Raw genomic sequence first — 18,110 nt, 5'->3', positions numbered from 1 at the left:
GCCTCGGTGTCGATGGCCCGGCTAGCGCTGGCGTTCTTACCGGTGACCAGCGTGCGGATGTAGACGATCCGCTCGCCCTTCTTGCCCGAGATCCGGGCCCAGTCGTCCGGATTCGTGGTGTTCGGTAGGTCTTCGTTCTCGGCGAACTCGTCGACGATGGACTCGAACAGGTGCTGAATCCTCAAGCCGGCGTTGCCGGTCTCGAGAACGGACTTGATGGCGTACTTCTTGGCGCGGTCCACGATGTTCTGGATCATGGCACCGGAGTTGAAGTCCTTGAAGTACAGAACTTCCTTGTCGCCGTTGGCATACGTGACCTCGAGGAAGCGATTGTCGTCGCTCTCGGCGTACATGCGCTCGACGACCCTGTCGATCATCCCGCGGATGCAGGCCGCACGATCTCCACCGAACTCGGCGACATCGTCGGCATTGACCGGGAGGGAGTCGGTCAGGTACTTCGAGAAGATGTCCTGTGCCGACTCGGCGTCGGGACGCTCGATCTTGATCTTGACGTCCAGACGACCGGGCCGCAGGATCGCGGGGTCGATCATGTCCTCACGGTTGGAGGCACCGATCACGATGACGTTCTCGAGCCCCTCGACGCCGTCGATCTCGGCGAGCAACTGCGGGACGACGGTCGTCTCCACGTCCGAGGAGACACCCGAACCGCGCGTACGGAAGATCGAGTCCATCTCGTCGAAGAACACGATGACCGGAGTTCCTTCCGACGCCTTTTCGCGGGCGCGCTGGAAGATCATCCGAATGTGCCGCTCGGTCTCGCCGACGAACTTGTTGAGCAGTTCCGGACCCTTGATGTTGAGGAAGAAGGATTTGGCCTCCTTCGCGTCCTGCCCGCGGGCCTCGGCGATCTTCTTGGCCAACGAGTTGGCAACCGCCTTGGCGATCAACGTCTTTCCGCACCCGGGGGGTCCGTACAGCAGCACACCCTTGGGTGGGCGAAGAGAGTACTCACGGAAGAGATCTTTGTGCAGGAACGGTAGCTCGACGGCATCGCGGATCTGCTCGATCTGCCGACCGAGACCACCGATGTCCTCGTAGCCGACGTCCGGAACCTCTTCGAGGACCAGGTCCTCCACTTCGGCCTTGGGTACACGCTCGAACGCATATCCCGCCTTGGTGTCTACCAGGAGCGAATCACCGGGTCGCAGTTTGCGGGAGGGCTCGTCGGGATCGACGGGACCTTCGTCGTTGACCATGTCGATCAGCGGCTTGGCCAACCACACGACGCGTTCCTCGTCGGCGTGACCGACCACGAGGGCTCGCGATCCGTCCCCCAGAAGCTCACGCAGAGTACTGATCTCACCGACCTGATCGAAGGTGCAGGCCTCGACGATGGTCAGCGCCTCGTTCAGTCGCACCGTCTGCCCCGGTGCAAGCGAGCCCGCTTCGATGTTGGGTGAGCAGGTGAGGCGCATCTTTCGACCGGACGTGAACACGTCGACCGTTCCGTCGTCGAAGACGCTCAGCAGAACGCCGTAGCCGCTCGGCGGCTGACCGAGTCGGTCCACTTCCTCCCGAAGTGCGATGAGCTGTTGTCTGGCCTCTTTGAGGGTGTCCATCAGCTTGGTGTTGCGGAGCGAGAGCGAATCGACACGGCCTTCGAGTTCGCGTACCTGCTCGGGGGACTCCCCCAGTTGACGACGTAGTGAAGCGGCTTCGGCTCGCACGGCGTCCAGTTCGGCTCTGGCCGCGGCCACATCCGGATTGTCTGTTGAGCTCATGAGCGACTCCTCCCAGTGACGATCTATCAACGCTACCGGCACCGGCCCGAATGTGCGGACCGACACCACGATCGGGCACGACTGCGTCCTGCCTCGACCACACCCGAACCCGTCGCCGGGTCATGTTAGCCTCACCTGACCAACCGATGAATCGACTACGAAAACAGGGGCTTCACCAGTGAAGATGCGCATATTCTCGGCGAGCGTCGCACTCACGGCGGCGGCGATGTCGGTGGCCGGGTGCAGCACCGCAGATGAATCCGATCACGCCGATCACAATTCGACTTCGGCCGCAGTTTCCGCGGACACGACCACCGGAACGCCGGTTGCGGCGGCACCGACGGCCGACGAACTCGAAGCCTCGCTGCTGCAGTTGGTGGCACCGAACGTCGATGCAGCGACCAAAGCTGCCGCAGTCGAGAACGGTCAGGCGCGTCTGACGAACCTCGAGACCATGACCGCCGCGCTGGCGAACTACGGCACGATCACCTTCGAGGTTGCCGAGCCCACCGTGGACGGTGAGACATCGTCTGCCGACGTCGCGATCGCCACCCCTCGTGGAACGGCAGCACCGTCACCGCAGACCTGGGTCCTGATGGACGGCGAGTGGAAGCTCTCCGACGCCAGCACGTGCCACATCCTCGCGATGGGCCAGGCACCCTGCGCCTGACGGCCCGGGTCGGTGGTCGCGCGACACCGCCGCAGTGAATCAGCCCTTGCCGGACCGACGCTGCGGCTTCGGAGTGACAGTGCCCTCGGCGAGGCGTCGAACACTGACGAGGAATGCCGTGTGTCCCTGCATGCGATGCTCGGGCCGAACCGCGAGTCCCACGACGTGCCAACCTCGAACCATCGATTCCCACGAACGGGGCTCGGTCCAGCATTCCTGTGCGCGCAGTGCTTCGACGACCTTGGACAGCTGCGTCACCGTGGCGACGTACACCAGCAACACTCCACCCGGAACGAGAGCCTTCGATACTGCGGGCAGTGCGTCCCACGGGGCCAGCATGTCGAGAACCACCCGATCCACCTGCTCACCGGGGCGATCGACACCGAACTGGTCGACGTCCGCCACGGTCAGATGCCAGTTCGACGGGCGCTCGCCGAAGAACGTCTCGACGTTCTTCACCGCGTAAGCGGCGTGATCCTGCCGGATTTCGTACGAGATGACCGTTCCCGCCGTGCCGACCGCACGCAGCAGCGAGCACGTCAGAGCGCCCGATCCAGCACCGGCCTCGAGTACGCGAGCCCCGGGGAACATGTCGCCCTCGTGCACGATCTGTGCCGCGTCCTTGGGGTAGATGACCTGTGCGCCGCGTGGCATCGACAGCACATAGTCGGTCAGCAACGGCCGAAGCGCGAGGTACGGGGTGCCGTTGACCGAGGTGACGACGCTGCCCTCGTCGGCACCGAGCAGCTTGTCGTGGGTGATTCCGCCGCGGTGCGTGTGGAACTCCTTGCCGGCCTCGAGCACCACCGTGTAGTGGCGGCCCTTGCCGTCGGTGAGCTGCACTCGATCTCCGACCCGAAACGGCCCGCTGCGGGCGGGGCCGGTCTCGGTCTCAGCCGAGTTGTCCACAGCTGCGGGTACGACACTCGGGTCGAGTTCGATTTCGTCGGCCGTGGCAGCAACCACGTCGTCGGCACTGGGAAGCGACCCGTCGACCGTGGTGTCGAGCGCGGCGTCGGTCTCGAATCCGTCGGTCGACGCGGATGTGGAATCACCGGAGGACACAGCGGACCTGCTTTCGTTGCGATGTGACGCTCGGCCTCGATCGGCAGACGTCGGGGACGACTCGACGTGCCAGACTACGGCCTTCACCGAAGATGTCGGACCAGCGGCATAGTCTCGCAGTCGTGAGTATTTCCGTGTCGAGCCCCATCGACTTGCCTCTGCTCGTCGTCGGTGACAGCCCCGACGTACCGCGTTCGAGGTCCGGCAACCGCAGTACACCGGCTCTGTCCCCCTCTCGCGCAGGTGATTTCAAGCAGTGCCCGTTGCTGTATCGCTTCCGGGCCGTGGACCGGCTTCCCGAGGTCTCCACCGAGGCGCAGGTGAAGGGAACTGTGGTGCATGCCGCACTCGAAGCCCTGTACGCACTGCCTGCACGCGATCGAGTGCCCACCACCGCCCGCGAATTGGTGGATCCGGCGTGGGAGCGGGTGGTGGCCGAGTCACCCGATATCGCGTCGCTGGTTCCGCCGGACGACCGTCCGGCATTCCTCGACCGAGCTCGCGCTCTGGTGGACGGATATTACGAGCTCGAAGACCCGACGCACTTCGATCCGGAATCCTGCGAACAGCGCGTCGAAACAGCGTTGGACGACGGCACGCCGCTGCGCGGATTCATCGACCGCATCGACGTCGCGCCCAACGGCATGATCCGCGTCGTGGACTACAAGACCGGACGCGCGCCGCGTGAGTTCACCGAGTCCAAGGCGCTGTTCCAGATGAAGTTCTATGCGCTGATGATCATGCGCATGCGCGGAGTCGTTCCCGCGCAGCTGAAGTTGATGTACCTGGCCGACAAGCAGGAGCTGACGTACGCGCCCGACGAGGGCGAACTGCGCAGGTTCGAGCGCATGCTGTCCGCCATCTGGAAGGCGATTCTGGCTGCGGGTGAAACCGGAGACTTCCGCGCCAAGAAGGGAGCACTGTGCAAGTGGTGCGACCATCAGGCGCTGTGTCCGGAATTCGGCGGTACTCCCCCGCCGTACCCGGGTTGGCCGCAGGCAGCCCAGGAGCAAGCCGAGGCCGAGCAGTGACCCTCACTTCGAAGGCACTGCCGGACGCATTCTTCGTTCCCGCGGGGGTGGGTGAGGACGGTCACGAGCGAGTCACCGCGACCGAGAACACCGTCAGTCTCTGGGCCCCGACGATGCAGCACGGGGCACCGCCGTCCGCGCTGCTGGTCCGTGCACTCGAGCGCGTCGACGCGCGCGCGGACACCCGCATCAGCCGCGTTGCTGTCGACATCCTCGGTCCAGTTCCGGTAGGAGACATCGAGATTCGGGCCTGGACGGAGCGCCGAGGGGGCAACGTCGAACTCGTCGTTGCCGAATTGTGGGCGGAAAGTTCGTCCGGAACTGCACGGGCCGTGGCACGTGGCAGCGCGTGGCGTATGCGCACCACGCCGACGCAAGACGCAGTACACGTCGGCGATCCGGTGATGAAGCCGGTCGGAGACGGAGTGGACTACTCCTTCGGGGGTACCTGGTCCTCCGGCTACCTCGACGCTGTCGAGTTCAAGATCGTCACCGAACTCGGATCCGGAGGGCCGGGTGAGGTCTGGGCCAGGCCCAAACCTGTTCTCGTTCAGGGTGAGACGATGACTCCGCTGGAACGACTGTTCTCGATCGCCGATATCGCGAACGGAATCGGCGCGAAACTACCGATCGACGAATGGACCTTCTTGAACACCGACCTGACGGTGCACACGTTTCGGGTGCCGCAAGGTGAATGGATCGGAGTATCGGCGGAGACGTCGACAGGTCCGGACGGAATTGCCATGTGCGCTGGAACTCTTCACGACGAGCTCGGCCCGGTCGGCCGCATCGCGCAGACGGTTCTGGTTCGGCGTCGAAGCTGACGGCACCGACCGAACGGAATCTAGAAGGCGCGGCACGACCTGATGTCGGACGCAAGGATAGCTTTTGCTCCCAGCTCGGCGAGCTCGTCCATGACGTTGTTGTGGACTTTGCGAGAAACCATGGCGCGCACGGCAACCCAGTTGTCGTCGACCATCGGTGCCAACGTCGGCGATTCGATGCCGGGGGTGATCTTCACGGCCTCGTCGAGAATCGACTTGGGGCAGTCGTAGTCGAGCATCAGGTACTGCTGGGCGAATACGACACCCTGCACGCGGGCGATGAGCTGCTTACGCGCGGAATCGGTACCAGGGGTGCCTGCGCGTTCGATCAGTACGCCTTCCGAATCGCACAGCGATTCACCGAACGCCACGAGATTGTTCTGGCGCAGCGACCGGCCCGATTCGACGACGTCGGCAATGGCATCCGCTACGCCGAGTTGGATGGAGATCTCGACTGCACCGTCGAGGCGGATGACCGTGGCCTCCAACCCTCGCGCGGCCAAGTCCTTACGCACCAAATTCGGGTAGGACGTCGCGATGCGTAGGCCGCCCAGGTCTTCCGGTGCCCATTGCTTACCTGCCGGTGCTGCGTAGCGGAAGGTCGACCGGCCGAAACCGAGCGCCAGCCGCTCTTCGACCGCGGCACCCGAATCGAGGGCCAGGTCGCGACCGGTGATGCCCAGATCCAGCTGGCCGGAGCCCACGTAGATCGCGATGTCCTTGGGGCGAAGGAAGAAGAACTCGACACCGTTGGCCGGATCGAGAACAGTCAAGTCCTTCGAGTCGCTACGGCGCCGATAGCCGGCTTCGCTGAGTATCTCGGCGGCGGACTCGGAGAGAGCGCCCTTGTTGGGTACGGCTACGCGCAGCATGAAGGTTTCCTCGTTGGATGAGTTCGTGGGAGAGATGCGGTCGTTGACTCACAGATGTCGGTAGACGTCCTCGAGCTCGATGCCCCTGCCCACCATCATCACCTGTACCCAGTACAGCAGCTGCGAGATTTCCTCGGCGAGCGCCTCATCGCTTTCGTGCTCGGCCGCGATCCATACCTCGCCCGCTTCTTCGATGACCTTCTTACCCTGAAAATGAACTCCGGCATCCAACGCTGCGACAGTGCCCGAGCCCTCCGGGCGGGTCTTCGCGCGGTCGGTGAGCTCGGCGAACAGGGAATCGAAAGTCTTCACGGATCGGTATTCTTTCACGTCGGTGTCCAGCGGAAACAATTCGGTCACAGTTCGAGGAGTCACACGGCCCAAGCTCGCTGGACGTCGTCGGCCGTGAGACCGACGAGACCGTCACGAATGGTGTACCCGGGACCCGGCGGCACCGTGATCTCGGAGGGAACCACCAGGACGGGGCATCCTGCAGTGTGCGCGGACAGTGAGCCAGTAGGAGAATCCTCCACCGCGAGGCAGGCTGCGGCGTCCAACCCGAGCAGTGCGGCCCCGCGCAGGTACGGTGCCGGATGCGGTTTGCCGCTGTCCACCTCGTCGCCGGTGACCGTGATGTCGAAGTATTCGCGCCCCAGTGTCTCCAGCGCCCGCTCGACCAGCCCACGTTCGGTGTTGGTGACCAGACCGGTGGACAGGCCCATCTCCCGCACCAGTGCGAGAGCGTCCTTGGCACCGGGTCGCCAAGGAATGCCCTCGGCGAACAGGTCGCCGACTCGGGTCGTCAACCACTCGCGACCGTGGATCAGGTGCTCTTCGGTGACCTCGACCGATGCGTGGGTCAGCACCTTGCGCAAGGCATCCCACATCGAATTTCCGAGGGTGCTCTCACGCACCTCGGCGCTGAGCTCCGTACCGAGACTGCGGGAGTACTCGCCGATGGCGACGTCCCAGATCTTCTCCGAGTCGAGCAGCGTGCCGTCCATGTCCCACAGGACACCCTGCAGGTGATGTGCACTAGACATTGAAGTACTTGGCCTCCGGGTGGTGCAGAACGAACGCGTCGGTCGACTGTTCGGGATGGAGTTGCAGCTCCTCGGAGAGCTTCACACCGATTCTCTCGGGCTCGAGCAGAGCAGCAAGCTTGATCCGGTCCTCCAGATCGGGGCAGGCTCCGTAACCGAACGAGTAACGGGCACCTCGATATTCGAGCTTGAAGAACCCTTCGGCTTCGGTGGGATCCTCCGCGGCAACCGACTTACCGTCGGACAGTTTCAGTTCCTCGCGCACCCGGCGATGCCAGTATTCGGCCAACGCCTCGGTGAGCTGGACTCCGATTCCGTGCACCTCGAGATAGTCGCGGTACGAATCGGCAGCGAACAGCTCGTTCGCGAAGTCGGCAATGGGCTGGCCCATCGTCACCAGGTTCATCGGCAGTACGTCCACCTGGCCCGATTCACGCGCAGCCGAACGGGACCGAACGAAGTCCGAAATGCAGAGGAATCGGTCGCGGTGCTGTCGCGGGAACGTGAACCGGAAGCGTTCGGGGGCATCGGGTGCGGGCTCGGTGAGCACGACGACGTCGTCACCCTCCGATACCGCCGGGAAGTATCCGTACACCAGGGCGGCGTGCGCCAGGATCCCGTCCGTGCTCAACCGATCGAGCCAATACCGCAGGCGCGGTTTACCTTCCGATTCCACCAGGTCTTCGTAGGTGGCACCTTCGCCCTTGCGGACACCACGCAGTCCCCATTGCCCGAGGAACAGGGCACGCTCGTCGAGCAAGCCGGAGTAGTCGGCCAGGGACACTCCTCGAACGATGCGAGTACCCCAGAACGGCGGAACCGGAATGTCGATGTCGGCTGCGACGTCGGATCTTTCGGGTACCACGACGGGAGTCTCGGCGGCCTTGCGTTTCTCCGCGATTCGCTTGGACCGTTCGTGGCGTTCCTTGCGCTCGGCGGCCTTTTCCTTCGCCGCGAGTGCCTCGGGACTGTCGGGTGCCGGGCCGCCGCCGCGCTTGGTGGTCATGATGGTGTCCATCAAGCGCAGGCCCTCGAATGCGTCACGCGCATAGTGCACGTCGCCTTCGTAGACGTCCTGCAGGTCGTTCTCGACGTACGAACGGGTCAGTGCCGCTCCCCCGAGCAATACCGGGAACTGTTCCGCAACGCCCTTGGCGTTGAGCTCGATCAGGTTGTCCTTCATGACCACGGTCGACTTCACCAGCAGTCCGGACATGCCGATCACGTCGGCACGCTTGTCGATCGCAGCTTCGAGAATCGTCGAAATCGGTTGCTTGATACCGAGGTTGACGACTTCGTAGCCGTTGTTGCTCAGGATGATGTCGACTAGGTTCTTCCCGATGTCGTGCACATCGCCCTTGACGGTGCCGAGCACAATCCGGCCCTTGCCGTCGTCGTCGGTCGCTTCCATGTGCGGCTCGAGGTAGGCCACAGCAGCTTTCATCACCTCGGCGGACGCGAGCACGAACGGCAACTGCATCTGGCCGGAACCGAACAATTCACCGACTGTCTTCATGCCGGAGAGCAGCGTCTCGTTGATGATCTCGAGAGGCGGCTTCTCGGCCATCGCGGCATCGAGGTCCGTGTCCAGTCCGTTGCGTTCGCCGTCGACGATGCGGCGCTCGAGTCGCTCGAAGAGCGGTAGCCGGCCCAGTTCCTCGGCGCGCGATTCTCGTGCCGAGGCCGCGGACACACCCTCGAAGAGCTGCATGAGCTTCTGCAGTGGGTCGTACCCCTCGGATCGGCGGTCGTACACCAGATCCAGCGCCGTCTCGCGTTGCTCGTCGGGAATCTTGTTCATGGGCAGGATCTTCGACGCGTGCACGATGGCCGTGTCGAGACCGGCCTGAGTGCACTCGTGCAGGAAGACCGAGTTCAGCACCTGCCGTGCTGCCGGGTTGAGGCCGAAGGAGATGTTCGACAATCCGAGGGTGGTGTGCACCTTCGGGTACTTCTCCTTGAGCTGGCGAATGGCCTCGATGGTCTCGATGCCGTCGCGCCGCACCTCTTCCTGACCCGTCGAGATCGGGAAGGTGAGAGTGTCGACGATGATGTCCTCGTGGCGCAGGCCCCAGTTCTCGGTGATGTCGGTGATCAAACGGTCCGCGACACGCACCTTCCACTCGGCCGTACGGGCTTGGCCCTCTTCGTCGATGGTCAAGGCGACCACGGCGGCACCGTGTTCTTTGACCAGACGCATGATCTTCTGGAAGCGCGAATCGGGCCCGTCGCCGTCCTCGTAGTTGACGGAGTTGACGGCGCTGCGCCCACCGAGGTGCTCGAGGCCGGCCTCGAGGACGGCAGGCTCGGTCGAGTCGAGCATGATCGGCAACGTCGACGCGGTCGCCAATCTGCTGGCGAGCGCGGCCATGTCGGCGGCACCGTCGCGTCCGACGTAGTCGACGTTCAGGTCGAGCATGTGCGCGCCGTCGCGTGTCTGATCCTTGGCGATGTCGAGGCACTTCTCGTAATCCTCGGCCAACATCGCGTCGCGAAACGCCTTGGAGCCGTTGGAGTTCGTCCGCTCACCGATCATCAGGATGCTGGCGTCCTGCTCGAAGGGCACCGCGGAGTACAGCGACGAGACACCCGGCTCCGGGGCCGGCTGTCGTTCGAGTTTCGTGGCCCCGTGCACCATGTCGGCTACCTGACGAATGTGCTCGGGGGTGGTGCCGCAGCATCCACCGACGAGCGCCAGGCCGTACTCGCGGACGAATCCGCTCAGAGCCTCGGCCAATTCGGGGGCGGTCAGGGGGTACTCGGCACCCTTCGCTCCCAACGTGGGCAGCCCGGCGTTCGGCATCACCGACACCGGAATGCGCGAGTGCTTGGACAGATGGCGCAGATGCTCGCTCATCTCGGCCGGACCGGTGGCGCAGTTGAGACCGATCATGTCGATACCGAGCGGTTCCAGTGCCGTGAGCGCTGCACCGATCTCGCTGCCGACGAGCATCGCGCCGGTGGTCTCGACCGTCACGTGGGTGATGATGGGAATGCGGACGCCCAGCCTGTCCATCGCGTGCTGGCTGCCGATGATCGCGGCCTTCACCTGAAGCAAGTCCTGGCAGGTCTCCACCAGAATGGCATCGGCACCGCCGTCGATCATTCCCAGAGCGGCTTCGGTGTACGCGTCGCGCAGGCGGGCGAACGGGGCATGGCCGAGTGTGGGGAGCTTGGTACCGGGACCCATCGACCCGAGGACGTAACGGTCCATTCCGTCGCGGCCGGGACCCATCTCGTCGGCGGTCTCGCGGGCGAGCCGGGTGCCTTTCTCGGCCAACTCGCGGATTCGATCCTCGATGTCGTAATCGGCGAGGTTGGGCAGGTTGCATCCGAAGGTGTTCGTTTCCACGGCGTCCGCACCGGCCGCAAAGTACTCACGGTGAATCTCGCGCAGCACGTCTGGCCTGGTGGCGTTCAGAATCTCGTTGCATCCCTCGAGGCCGAGAAAGTCGTCGAGAGTGAGGTCGGCGTCCTGGAGCATCGTGCCCATCGCTCCGTCGCCGATGATGACGCGACGTGAAATCGCATCGAGCAGACCGGGCTTGTGTTGATCGGGCATCACTACAGAGTAGTGGGCACCGCAGTTCCATCGAGTCGTAGGCTGTCGTGGTGAGTCCCCGAAACCTCGATGATCAGTCCCCGCCCGACGACGGTACCGAAAAAACGGACAAATCAGGTGCCGACGCGGACATCCCTCTGGACGCCGCTTTGATCGAGGCCGTGCAGGATGCTGTGGCGAATGCCACAGATGCCGACGCCGATTACGACGAGGACGATCTGCTCGACGACATTCCTGAGCTGCGCTCGCCCATACTGGTCGCCGCGTTCGAGGGCTGGAACGATGCGGGCGACGCGGCCAGTGGTGCCGTAGAGCATCTCGAGCTGATCTGGGACGCCAGCCCGTTGGCCGAGCTCGACTCCGAGGACTACTACGACTACCAGGTCAACCGGCCGACCGTCCGCCAGGTGGATGGAGTCACCCGTGAGATCGAGTGGCCGTCGACCCGCTTGTCGGTGTGTTCACCGCCCGGCAGCGACCGTGATGTGGTTCTGCTGCGCGGTATCGAGCCGAACATGCGGTGGCGCAGCTTCTGCGACGACCTGCTCGAGTTCGTCGAACAACTGGGTGTCGAGACCGTCGTGATTCTCGGCGCTCTGCTGGCGGACACCCCACACACTCGTCCCGTCCCGGTGACGGGGACTGCGTACAGCACCGAGTCGGCCGAACAGTTCAACCTCGAGCAGACCCGCTACGAAGGGCCTACCGGCATCACCGGCGTGCTGCAGGACGAATGCGTCAAAGCCGGGGTTCCGGCCGTGTCGTTCTGGGCTGCCGTGCCCCACTACGTCTCACAGCCGCCGAACCCCAAGGCCACCGTCGCGCTGTTGCAGCGGGTCGAGGACGTACTCGACATCGAAGTGCCGCTCGGCGAGTTGCCCACCCAGGCCGAGGAATGGGAAGAGGCAGTCAACGAGATGACCAAGGAGGACGAGGAGATCAGCGAATACGTGCGCAGTCTCGAGGAGCGGGGCGACGCCGAGGTCGACATGTCCGACGCGATCGCCAAGATCGACGGCGACGCCATTGCCGCCGAGTTCGAGAAGTACCTCAGGCGCCGCGGGCCGGGCAATTTCGGTTTGTGACCCGAGCACACACGGTGAAATGCGGCCCGGTGAGGTCTTTCTGATGCCGACGTAACGTCACCGCAGCGGTGGCGTCACCCCGACACCGGAACCTCGTGGGTATGGCCAGCACACCTCGATTTCTGCAAGGCGTCTTCCCCTTCACCGGCAACGGTCTGGACAAGCCCGAGTTGGTGGACCCCAGTCTGAGTTTCGTCGTTCCCGAGGGGGTGTCGGCGCAGCCGCTCTACTTTCGCGGCGGAAATTCGAGCGACGAACTCGTCGTGGTGACGCTGTTGCGGGACGGCAGCCCGATGCGCATCTTTCCCATGGGTGCCAAGAGTGGGGTCAACATCCCGCTGCGGGTCGTCGAGGACGTGGATCCGGACACAGTTCTCGAGCTGGTGATCGCGGCCCCTGCCGGAACCAGCGGAGAGGTCGTCGTCGATTTCGGTCTGGTGCTCGTCTGATGGGTGGACGACGGCTGGTGGTGATCGGAAACGGAATGGCCGGTGCCAGAACGGTAGAGCAGATTCTCGAACGCGACGGCCGCGCCCAGTTCGACATCACCATGATCGGCGACGAACCGTACGGCAACTACAACCGAATCATGCTCTCGCACGTGTTGTCCGGTGAGGCCACCGTCGACGACGAGGATCTGATCCTCAACCCGATGAGTTGGTACAGCGAGAACGGGGTCGCTCTGCACGTGGGCGACCGAGCAGTGTCGCTCGATCGGTTCGCCAAGACGGTCGTGTGCGAGAGCGGCCGCTCGGTCGACTACGACGTGCTGATCATCGCCACCGGCAGCAACACGTTCTTCCCGAACATGGACGGTCTGCGCGAGTCCGACGGCAGGCTGGCACGCGGGGTCTTCGGCTTTCGAACGATCGCCGACACCAACGGCATGCTGCAGATGGCGCAGTCGCACGACGACGTCTCCGCCGTAGTGATCGGCGGCGGGCTTCTCGGACTCGAAGCAGCGTACGGCCTGCGCACGCAGGGCCTCGAGGTGAACGTGGTGCACTCCCCCGGCCACCTGATGAACCAGCAGCTCGACGAGCGCGGTGGACGAGTGTTGCGCAACAAGATCGAATCATTGGGCGTCGGCGTACACACCTCGAAGCGAACCACCTCGGTATTGCGGTCGGACGACGGTACCGTCACCGGAGTCGGATTCAACGACGGCACCTCGCTCGACGCAGACATGGTCGTCGTGACCGCGGGCATTCGCCCCAGCGTCGAGTTCGCACGTGCCGGCGGCCTGGTCATCGAACGCGGCATCGTCGTCGACGACCAATTGCGTTGCGAGGACGAAGGTTCGATCTATGCCGTCGGAGAATGCTGCCAGCATCGCGGTGAGGTCTACGGTCTGGTCGCGCCTCTGTGGGAGCAGGCCGCTGTCTTGGCCGACGTACTCACCGGGGCCAATCCTGCTGCGGCGTATCATGGTTCGCGTCTGAACACCAAGCTCAAGGTGGCCGGCGTCGACGTCGCGTCGATGGGTATCACCTCGCCCGAGCGTGACGACGACGAATTCGTGCAGTTCTACGAACCTCGCAGTGGCACCTACAAATCGGTCATCGTGCGAAACAACAAACTCGTCGGGGCCACACTGCTGGGCGACATCTCCAAGGCCAATTTTCTCACCCAGGCGTTCGACGAGAAGGTGCCGCTACCCGACGAGCGCATCAGCATGCTCTTCGACATGGGAACCCCCTCTGCGGCAACAGGAGCCGCCGAACTGGCCGACGACGTTCAGGTGTGCAACTGCAACGGTGTCACCAAGGGTGCCATCGTGGCCTGCGTACACGCCGGAGCCAAGAACCTGAGCGACGTGACGGCCGAGACCCGCGCAGGCAAAGGATGTGGGTCGTGCAAGGGGTTGGTGAAAGACATCATCGCCTGCGCAGCGGGCGGTGCCGTCGAGGCGGACCCGACCGCAGACCGGTACGTGGCGTGCATCGCGATGCCCAAACCGGAACTGATCGACGCCGTTCGCGCGCAGAACCTTCGAGCGGTCTCGCAGGTGTTCACGGCGCTGGCCACCGACGGCCGCGAGGACGCCGCCGCCAAGATGCCGTTGGCGTCACTGCTGCGGACCGTCTGGGGCCCGGATTGGGTGGACGAACGCGGCGCACTGTTCATCAACGACCGGGTTCACGCCAACATCCAACGCGACGGCACGTTCTCGGTGGTACCGCAGATGAAGGGTGGCGTCACCACCCCGGACCAGCTGCGCAAGATCGCCGACGTCGCAGACAAGTATCACGTTCCACTGGTCAAGGTCACCGGCGGACAGCGCATCGACCTGCTCGGAATCAAGAAGGAAGACCTGCCGAAGGTGTGGGGCGATCTGGACATGCCCTCGGGCTTCGCGTACGGCAAGAGCATGCGCACGGTGAAAACCTGTGTGGGCAGCGATTTCTGCCGCTTCGGTCTCGGGGACTCGACGGCACTGGGTATCGCGCTCGAAGAACGATTCCAGGGCCTCGAGACACCGGCGAAATTGAAGCTCGCGGTCGCCGGCTGCCCCCGCAACTGCTCCGAGGCACTGTGCAAGGACTTCGGCGTCGTCTCGGTGGGCGAGGACAAGTGGGAAATCTACGTCGGCGGCGCGGCAGGCGCACACATCCGCAAGGGCGATCTGCTCGCCACCGTGACCGGGGCCGAGGAGGTTCTGACCGTGGCAGGCCGATTCATTCAGCACTACCGCGAGAACGCCGACTGGCTCGAGCGAACGTACGCGTGGGTTCCGCGCCTCGGCGTCGAAGAACTGCAGAGCGTGCTGATCGACGACCGAGACGGCATCGTGGCCGGACTCGACGAGCGAATGCAGACATCGGTGGACGGCTACATCGACCCGTGGCAGGACCGAAACGCGCCCAAATCGCCCGCGCAATTCACGCCGTCGCTGCCGTTGCTCCCGCTGCCGCAGGTTCCGGTCCGATGAGCGTGCCGGTGGGGGCCGTCGAAGACCTGACGCCCGGTGAGGGACGGGCCTACGTAGTCGACGGCAAACAGGTCGCGGTATTCCTGCTCGCCGACGGTTCGGTGCGGGCAATGGACGCCATCTGCCCCCACCGGGGCGGACCGCTGGCCGACGGCCAGATCGATGGATCGGTGGTGGTGTGCCCACTGCATCAGTACGCCTTCTCCCTGGACAACGGCACCTGTCCGAGCGGCATCGACTCGGTGCGCACCTACCCCGCGGCGGTGATCGACGGAAAAGTGACCGTAGAACTCTGACCGGCACGGTTGAACAACCGCCGCACTTACCCCCTACCCTGTTCCAGTGAGCGAATCAGGTCAGGACGCACGGCTGGGAGTCGCCAACGCGTTCGTGGAGGAGGACCGACTCGGTCTGTTCTCGTTCGCCGTCGCCGAGAAGCGGTCCGAATACCTGGCAGTCCTGCGGGCGTTCGACACCGCTCGCGCGAACTACGTGGTGTTGCTGCACGCGGGTGACGTCGCGGATCTGATCGCTCGCAACCCCGGTCGACACGACTCGCTGACCACCCTCGACATCGCACCCCTGCTGGACCAACTCCACGCATGGGGCCTGCTCGAACGCAGTTACGACGGCACCCGGGCGGCGACGCTCGCCGAGTACCGCAACCGGCACTTCGTCTATCAGTTCGGTCAAGCCGGCTACAAGGCGTACCGGGCGGTCGAGGACGTGCTCGGTGCCCGCCTGGACGACGCCTCGCTCTCACGGCTGGTACTACCCGAGCTGCTGGCCGACATGCACGAGCTGGCCGAGGCGAACCGTCAGGCCGACGGAGACCGCATCTACCGCAAACTCAGTCGACTGGATTCGACGCTGTCGGAGATGGCGACCCGAGCCGCACATTTCTATCTGGTGTTGGGCGACCTGGTCCGCACCACCGAGATCACTCCCGAGTCCTTTCTCGTCCACAAGGACGCCTTGCTGACGCACATGCGCGAATTCAGTTCGGATCTCACCCGGTTCGCCCCGAAGTTGGCCGACGCCATAGCTCTCGTCGAGAGCACCGGCATCGACGAGCTCATCGAGCGTGCAGCGATCAGCGACGAGCGAGTATTTCTGTCCGTCGACGAACGGCGAGCTGACTGGACCGACCGATGGGCCGGACTGTCGCACTGGTTCGTCGCGGCAGAGTCCGAGCTGAGCGAATCCGAACGCCTCCGCGAGGGCACGATGAGTGCAATTGCTGCGGTGTTGTCGCTGCTGCGGCGCGTCACCGAGACCCGTAAGGGCGGTGTGAGTCGGGAGAGCCAACTCCGCCACCTGGCCGGCTGGTTCGCTGCCACTCCCACCGAGGACAGCGCGCATGCCCTGTTCCACGCCGTGTTCGGCCTCGGCCGGCCCAGGCACCTGTCGATGGTCCACCCCGACGCCGACATCATTTCCACCTCCCGATCATGGTGGGACGCACCACCGGTCGAGATCTCGCGCACGCTGGCCGAGACCGGACGCACTCCGACCCCCGGTGTTCCGGGACGGGTGCAGCGCAACGATGGCGGCATCAGACGGCTTCGCGAGCAGCAACTCGAGGCCCAGCGATCGCGCAGTACCGCGGCGCACTCCCTTGCTGCGGCCGGAGTCCACGACCGAATTCTGAACGAGCAGGAAACCGAGGTTCTGTTGAGCCTGCTCAATGCGGCACTGACGGCGCGAGTGCGCGTGAGTGGCCGCACTTCCGACTCGTCCGGATCGGACAGCGGTGTGCGCCTGACGCTCAGTGACAGCGACCGGTCCACGATCGTGCGGACCAGCCGAGGCCGACTGCATCTGGATCGGTTGTCTCTCGATGTCAGTGAGGTCGCTCGCCGATGAGAGCTCGCGAAATTTCGACCCTCGCATTGGATTCCTATCAGCGGGCAGCCCGGGTCGCACTGTCGAATCACCTGGTGACCACGACGTATCCCGACAGGATCGCTCTGCCTCTGTTGCGCAGATGGGCCACCGAGCTGCGTGAGGATCTGCTCGAACTGTTCGGATATCGCCTCGAGGTCACCGAGACCACGGCGCGCCTCTACCCGGTGATCGATCGACTCGACGACAGTCAACCCGCCAGAACAGCAACCGACAGAATTTTCGACCGACGTAGATACGCATATCTAGCGCTGGCATTGGCGGCCCTCGGCCGGGCGGGCAACCAGATCACCCTCTCGGAGCTCGCCGATCATGTTGCGGCAGAGGCGAGTCAGGTGGACGGCGTGGAGCTCACGACCGACCGCGCCAGCGACCGAGACGCCTTCGTCGACGCGATCGGATGGCTTGCGACGCGCGGTGCGATTGCATTGGCCGACGGCGACGCGACCGGTTGGGCCAACAATCCGTCCGCAGGCGAAGCCCTCTACGACATCGACCGACCCGTCGTCGTCGCGCTGTTCCGCCCACCTCGCGCCGTCCAGCATCTGCGTTCGATCCGGGGATTGTTGGCCGGTGCAGACGCCCCGGTGGATACCGAGGACTCCGAGATCGGAATGCACACCGACGCCGGGCGTGAAGCCGACCCGAAGGAGACGTTGCGGGCAGTACGACGAGCACTCGTCGAACAGCCCGTCGTCTACCAGGACGATCTCGATCGCGACGGCCGCGCCGCGTTGGCAGCGTCGCGTACGGTTGCCGATGTCGAGCTTCTCACCGGCCTGGTTGCCGAGCGCCGCTCGGAGGGTGTGGCACTGATCGACACGTCGGGTCGACTGTCGGACTACAGATTCCCCAGTACCGGCACCATCGCCCAGGTCGCGTTGCTGATCGCCGGTGAGATCTCGGATCGGGTGATCGATCCGGATGCACCGGCACTGCCGAGGTATTCGCTGCCCGACGGCGACAGCCTGATCGAGCAATTGGACGGTGCCATTCCCGACGGCGGGGTGTTCGGCGATCTCGCCGAGTTCGGATTCGGTTCCGATGCAACGGCATTCGACGATACGGAAGACAAGAAGCTGTATCCGTTGATCGAGGACAGTTGGTTGGTGACGGTCGTCGATGATCTCGTCGAACGGTTCGGTCGGACGTTCGCTGCTCAGTGGCAGACGGATCGGGACGGCCTACGGTTACGAGCAATTGCGCTGTTGCACCGACTTCGCCTGGTCCACTGCGTGTCCGGCGGTGTGCTGGTGCTTCCGGTGATCGCACGGTACCGCGACGTGATGGTCAGCGTGCGTGATCGGACCCCGCAGGACTCACTCTTCGGCACCGAACAAGCCCCCGATACCGATCCATCCGAAGTAGAGGCCTGAGTA

15 protein-coding genes are annotated in these 18,110 nt (G+C 64.3%); 9 read left to right on the top strand and 6 right to left on the bottom strand.

Going from position 1 to position 18,110, the window contains the following annotated elements; translation table 11 throughout:
- Positions 1-1,742 (bottom strand): proteasome ATPase (gene arc / locus ACFI9K_RS14150; RefSeq protein WP_462664053.1); only part of this gene is annotated, 1,742 nt, incomplete at its 3' end.
- Between the two features lie 184 nt (positions 1,743-1,926).
- Between arc and ACFI9K_RS14145 the strand changes: the two genes are divergently transcribed.
- Entirely contained in the window at positions 1,927-2,412 is a 486-nt protein-coding gene (locus ACFI9K_RS14145; protein ID WP_462664089.1) for a hypothetical protein, read from the top strand.
- Between the two features lie 39 nt (positions 2,413-2,451).
- On the opposite strand, the gene ACFI9K_RS14140 is transcribed toward ACFI9K_RS14145, so the two are convergent.
- The gene (locus ACFI9K_RS14140; protein WP_462664088.1) at positions 2,452-3,321 is read right to left on the bottom strand and encodes a tRNA (adenine-N1)-methyltransferase; all 870 of its coding nucleotides are present in this window, start codon (positions 3,319-3,321) and stop codon (positions 2,452-2,454) included.
- Between the two features lie 314 nt (positions 3,322-3,635).
- Between ACFI9K_RS14140 and ACFI9K_RS14135 the strand changes: the two genes are divergently transcribed.
- The gene (locus ACFI9K_RS14135) at positions 3,636-4,508 is read left to right on the top strand and encodes a RecB family exonuclease (protein WP_462664087.1); all 873 of its coding nucleotides are present in this window, start codon (positions 3,636-3,638) and stop codon (positions 4,506-4,508) included.
- 17 nt (positions 4,509-4,525) lie between these two features.
- Complete coding sequence (locus tag ACFI9K_RS14130; protein WP_462664086.1) at positions 4,526-5,332, top strand: thioesterase family protein; 807 nt, start codon at positions 4,526-4,528, stop codon at positions 5,330-5,332.
- 20 nt (positions 5,333-5,352) lie between these two features.
- Here the strand turns inward: ACFI9K_RS14130 and hisG are convergent, their stop codons facing one another.
- The 4 genes from hisG to metH are packed head-to-tail and all read right to left on the bottom strand — an operon-like array spanning position 5,353 to position 10,809.
- Entirely contained in the window at positions 5,353-6,204 is an 852-nt protein-coding gene (gene hisG / locus ACFI9K_RS14125) for an ATP phosphoribosyltransferase (RefSeq protein ID WP_462664052.1), read from the bottom strand.
- Between the two features lie 48 nt (positions 6,205-6,252).
- Positions 6,253-6,516 carry a phosphoribosyl-ATP diphosphatase gene (locus ACFI9K_RS14120; protein ID WP_462664051.1) on the bottom strand — a complete coding sequence of 88 codons (264 nt, stop codon included), beginning with the start codon at positions 6,514-6,516 and terminating at the stop codon, positions 6,253-6,255.
- 59 nt (positions 6,517-6,575) lie between these two features.
- On the bottom strand, positions 6,576-7,247 hold the full coding sequence (locus tag ACFI9K_RS14115) for an HAD family hydrolase (RefSeq protein ID WP_462664050.1): 672 nt from the start codon (positions 7,245-7,247) through the stop codon (positions 6,576-6,578).
- Positions 7,240-10,809 (bottom strand): methionine synthase, encoded by a 3,570-nt coding sequence (gene metH, locus ACFI9K_RS14110; RefSeq protein WP_462664049.1) that lies wholly within the window; start codon positions 10,807-10,809, stop codon positions 7,240-7,242. The genes ACFI9K_RS14115 and metH overlap by 8 nt, the downstream gene beginning before the upstream one ends.
- Before the next feature lie 173 nt (positions 10,810-10,982).
- Between metH and ACFI9K_RS14105 the strand changes: the two genes are divergently transcribed.
- The 6 genes from ACFI9K_RS14105 to ACFI9K_RS14080 all read left to right on the top strand — a co-directional run bounded on the left by ACFI9K_RS14105 (position 10,983) and on the right by ACFI9K_RS14080 (position 18,107).
- Positions 10,983-11,894: a PAC2 family protein gene (locus ACFI9K_RS14105; RefSeq protein ID WP_222094978.1), complete on the top strand. Its 912-nt coding sequence runs from the start codon at positions 10,983-10,985 to the stop codon at positions 11,892-11,894.
- A gap of 101 nt (positions 11,895-11,995) precedes the next feature.
- Complete coding sequence (locus tag ACFI9K_RS14100) at positions 11,996-12,343, top strand: molybdopterin oxidoreductase (protein ID WP_462664048.1); 348 nt, start codon at positions 11,996-11,998, stop codon at positions 12,341-12,343.
- A complete protein-coding gene (nirB, locus tag ACFI9K_RS14095) occupies positions 12,343-14,826 on the top strand; it encodes a nitrite reductase large subunit NirB (RefSeq protein WP_462664047.1) in 2,484 nt (827 codons plus the stop codon). The genes ACFI9K_RS14100 and nirB overlap by 1 nt, the downstream gene beginning before the upstream one ends.
- Positions 14,823-15,122, top strand: a complete 300-nt coding sequence (locus ACFI9K_RS14090) for a Rieske (2Fe-2S) protein (RefSeq protein WP_462664046.1) — start codon at positions 14,823-14,825, stop codon at positions 15,120-15,122. Before nirB ends, ACFI9K_RS14090 begins: the two co-directional genes overlap by 4 nt.
- Before the next feature lie 94 nt (positions 15,123-15,216).
- Positions 15,217-16,692 carry a TIGR02677 family protein gene (locus ACFI9K_RS14085; RefSeq protein WP_462664085.1) on the top strand — a complete coding sequence of 492 codons (1,476 nt, stop codon included), beginning with the start codon at positions 15,217-15,219 and terminating at the stop codon, positions 16,690-16,692.
- Positions 16,689-18,107 (top strand): TIGR02678 family protein, encoded by a 1,419-nt coding sequence (locus tag ACFI9K_RS14080; protein WP_462664045.1) that lies wholly within the window; start codon positions 16,689-16,691, stop codon positions 18,105-18,107. The genes ACFI9K_RS14085 and ACFI9K_RS14080 overlap by 4 nt, the downstream gene beginning before the upstream one ends.
- Positions 18,108-18,110 lie beyond the last annotated feature (3 nt).

Source organism: Rhodococcus sp. PSi06 (assembly GCF_054960675.1).
The sequence above is the reverse complement of the archived record's forward strand: the minus strand, read 5'-3'. Positions and strand labels throughout refer to the sequence as shown.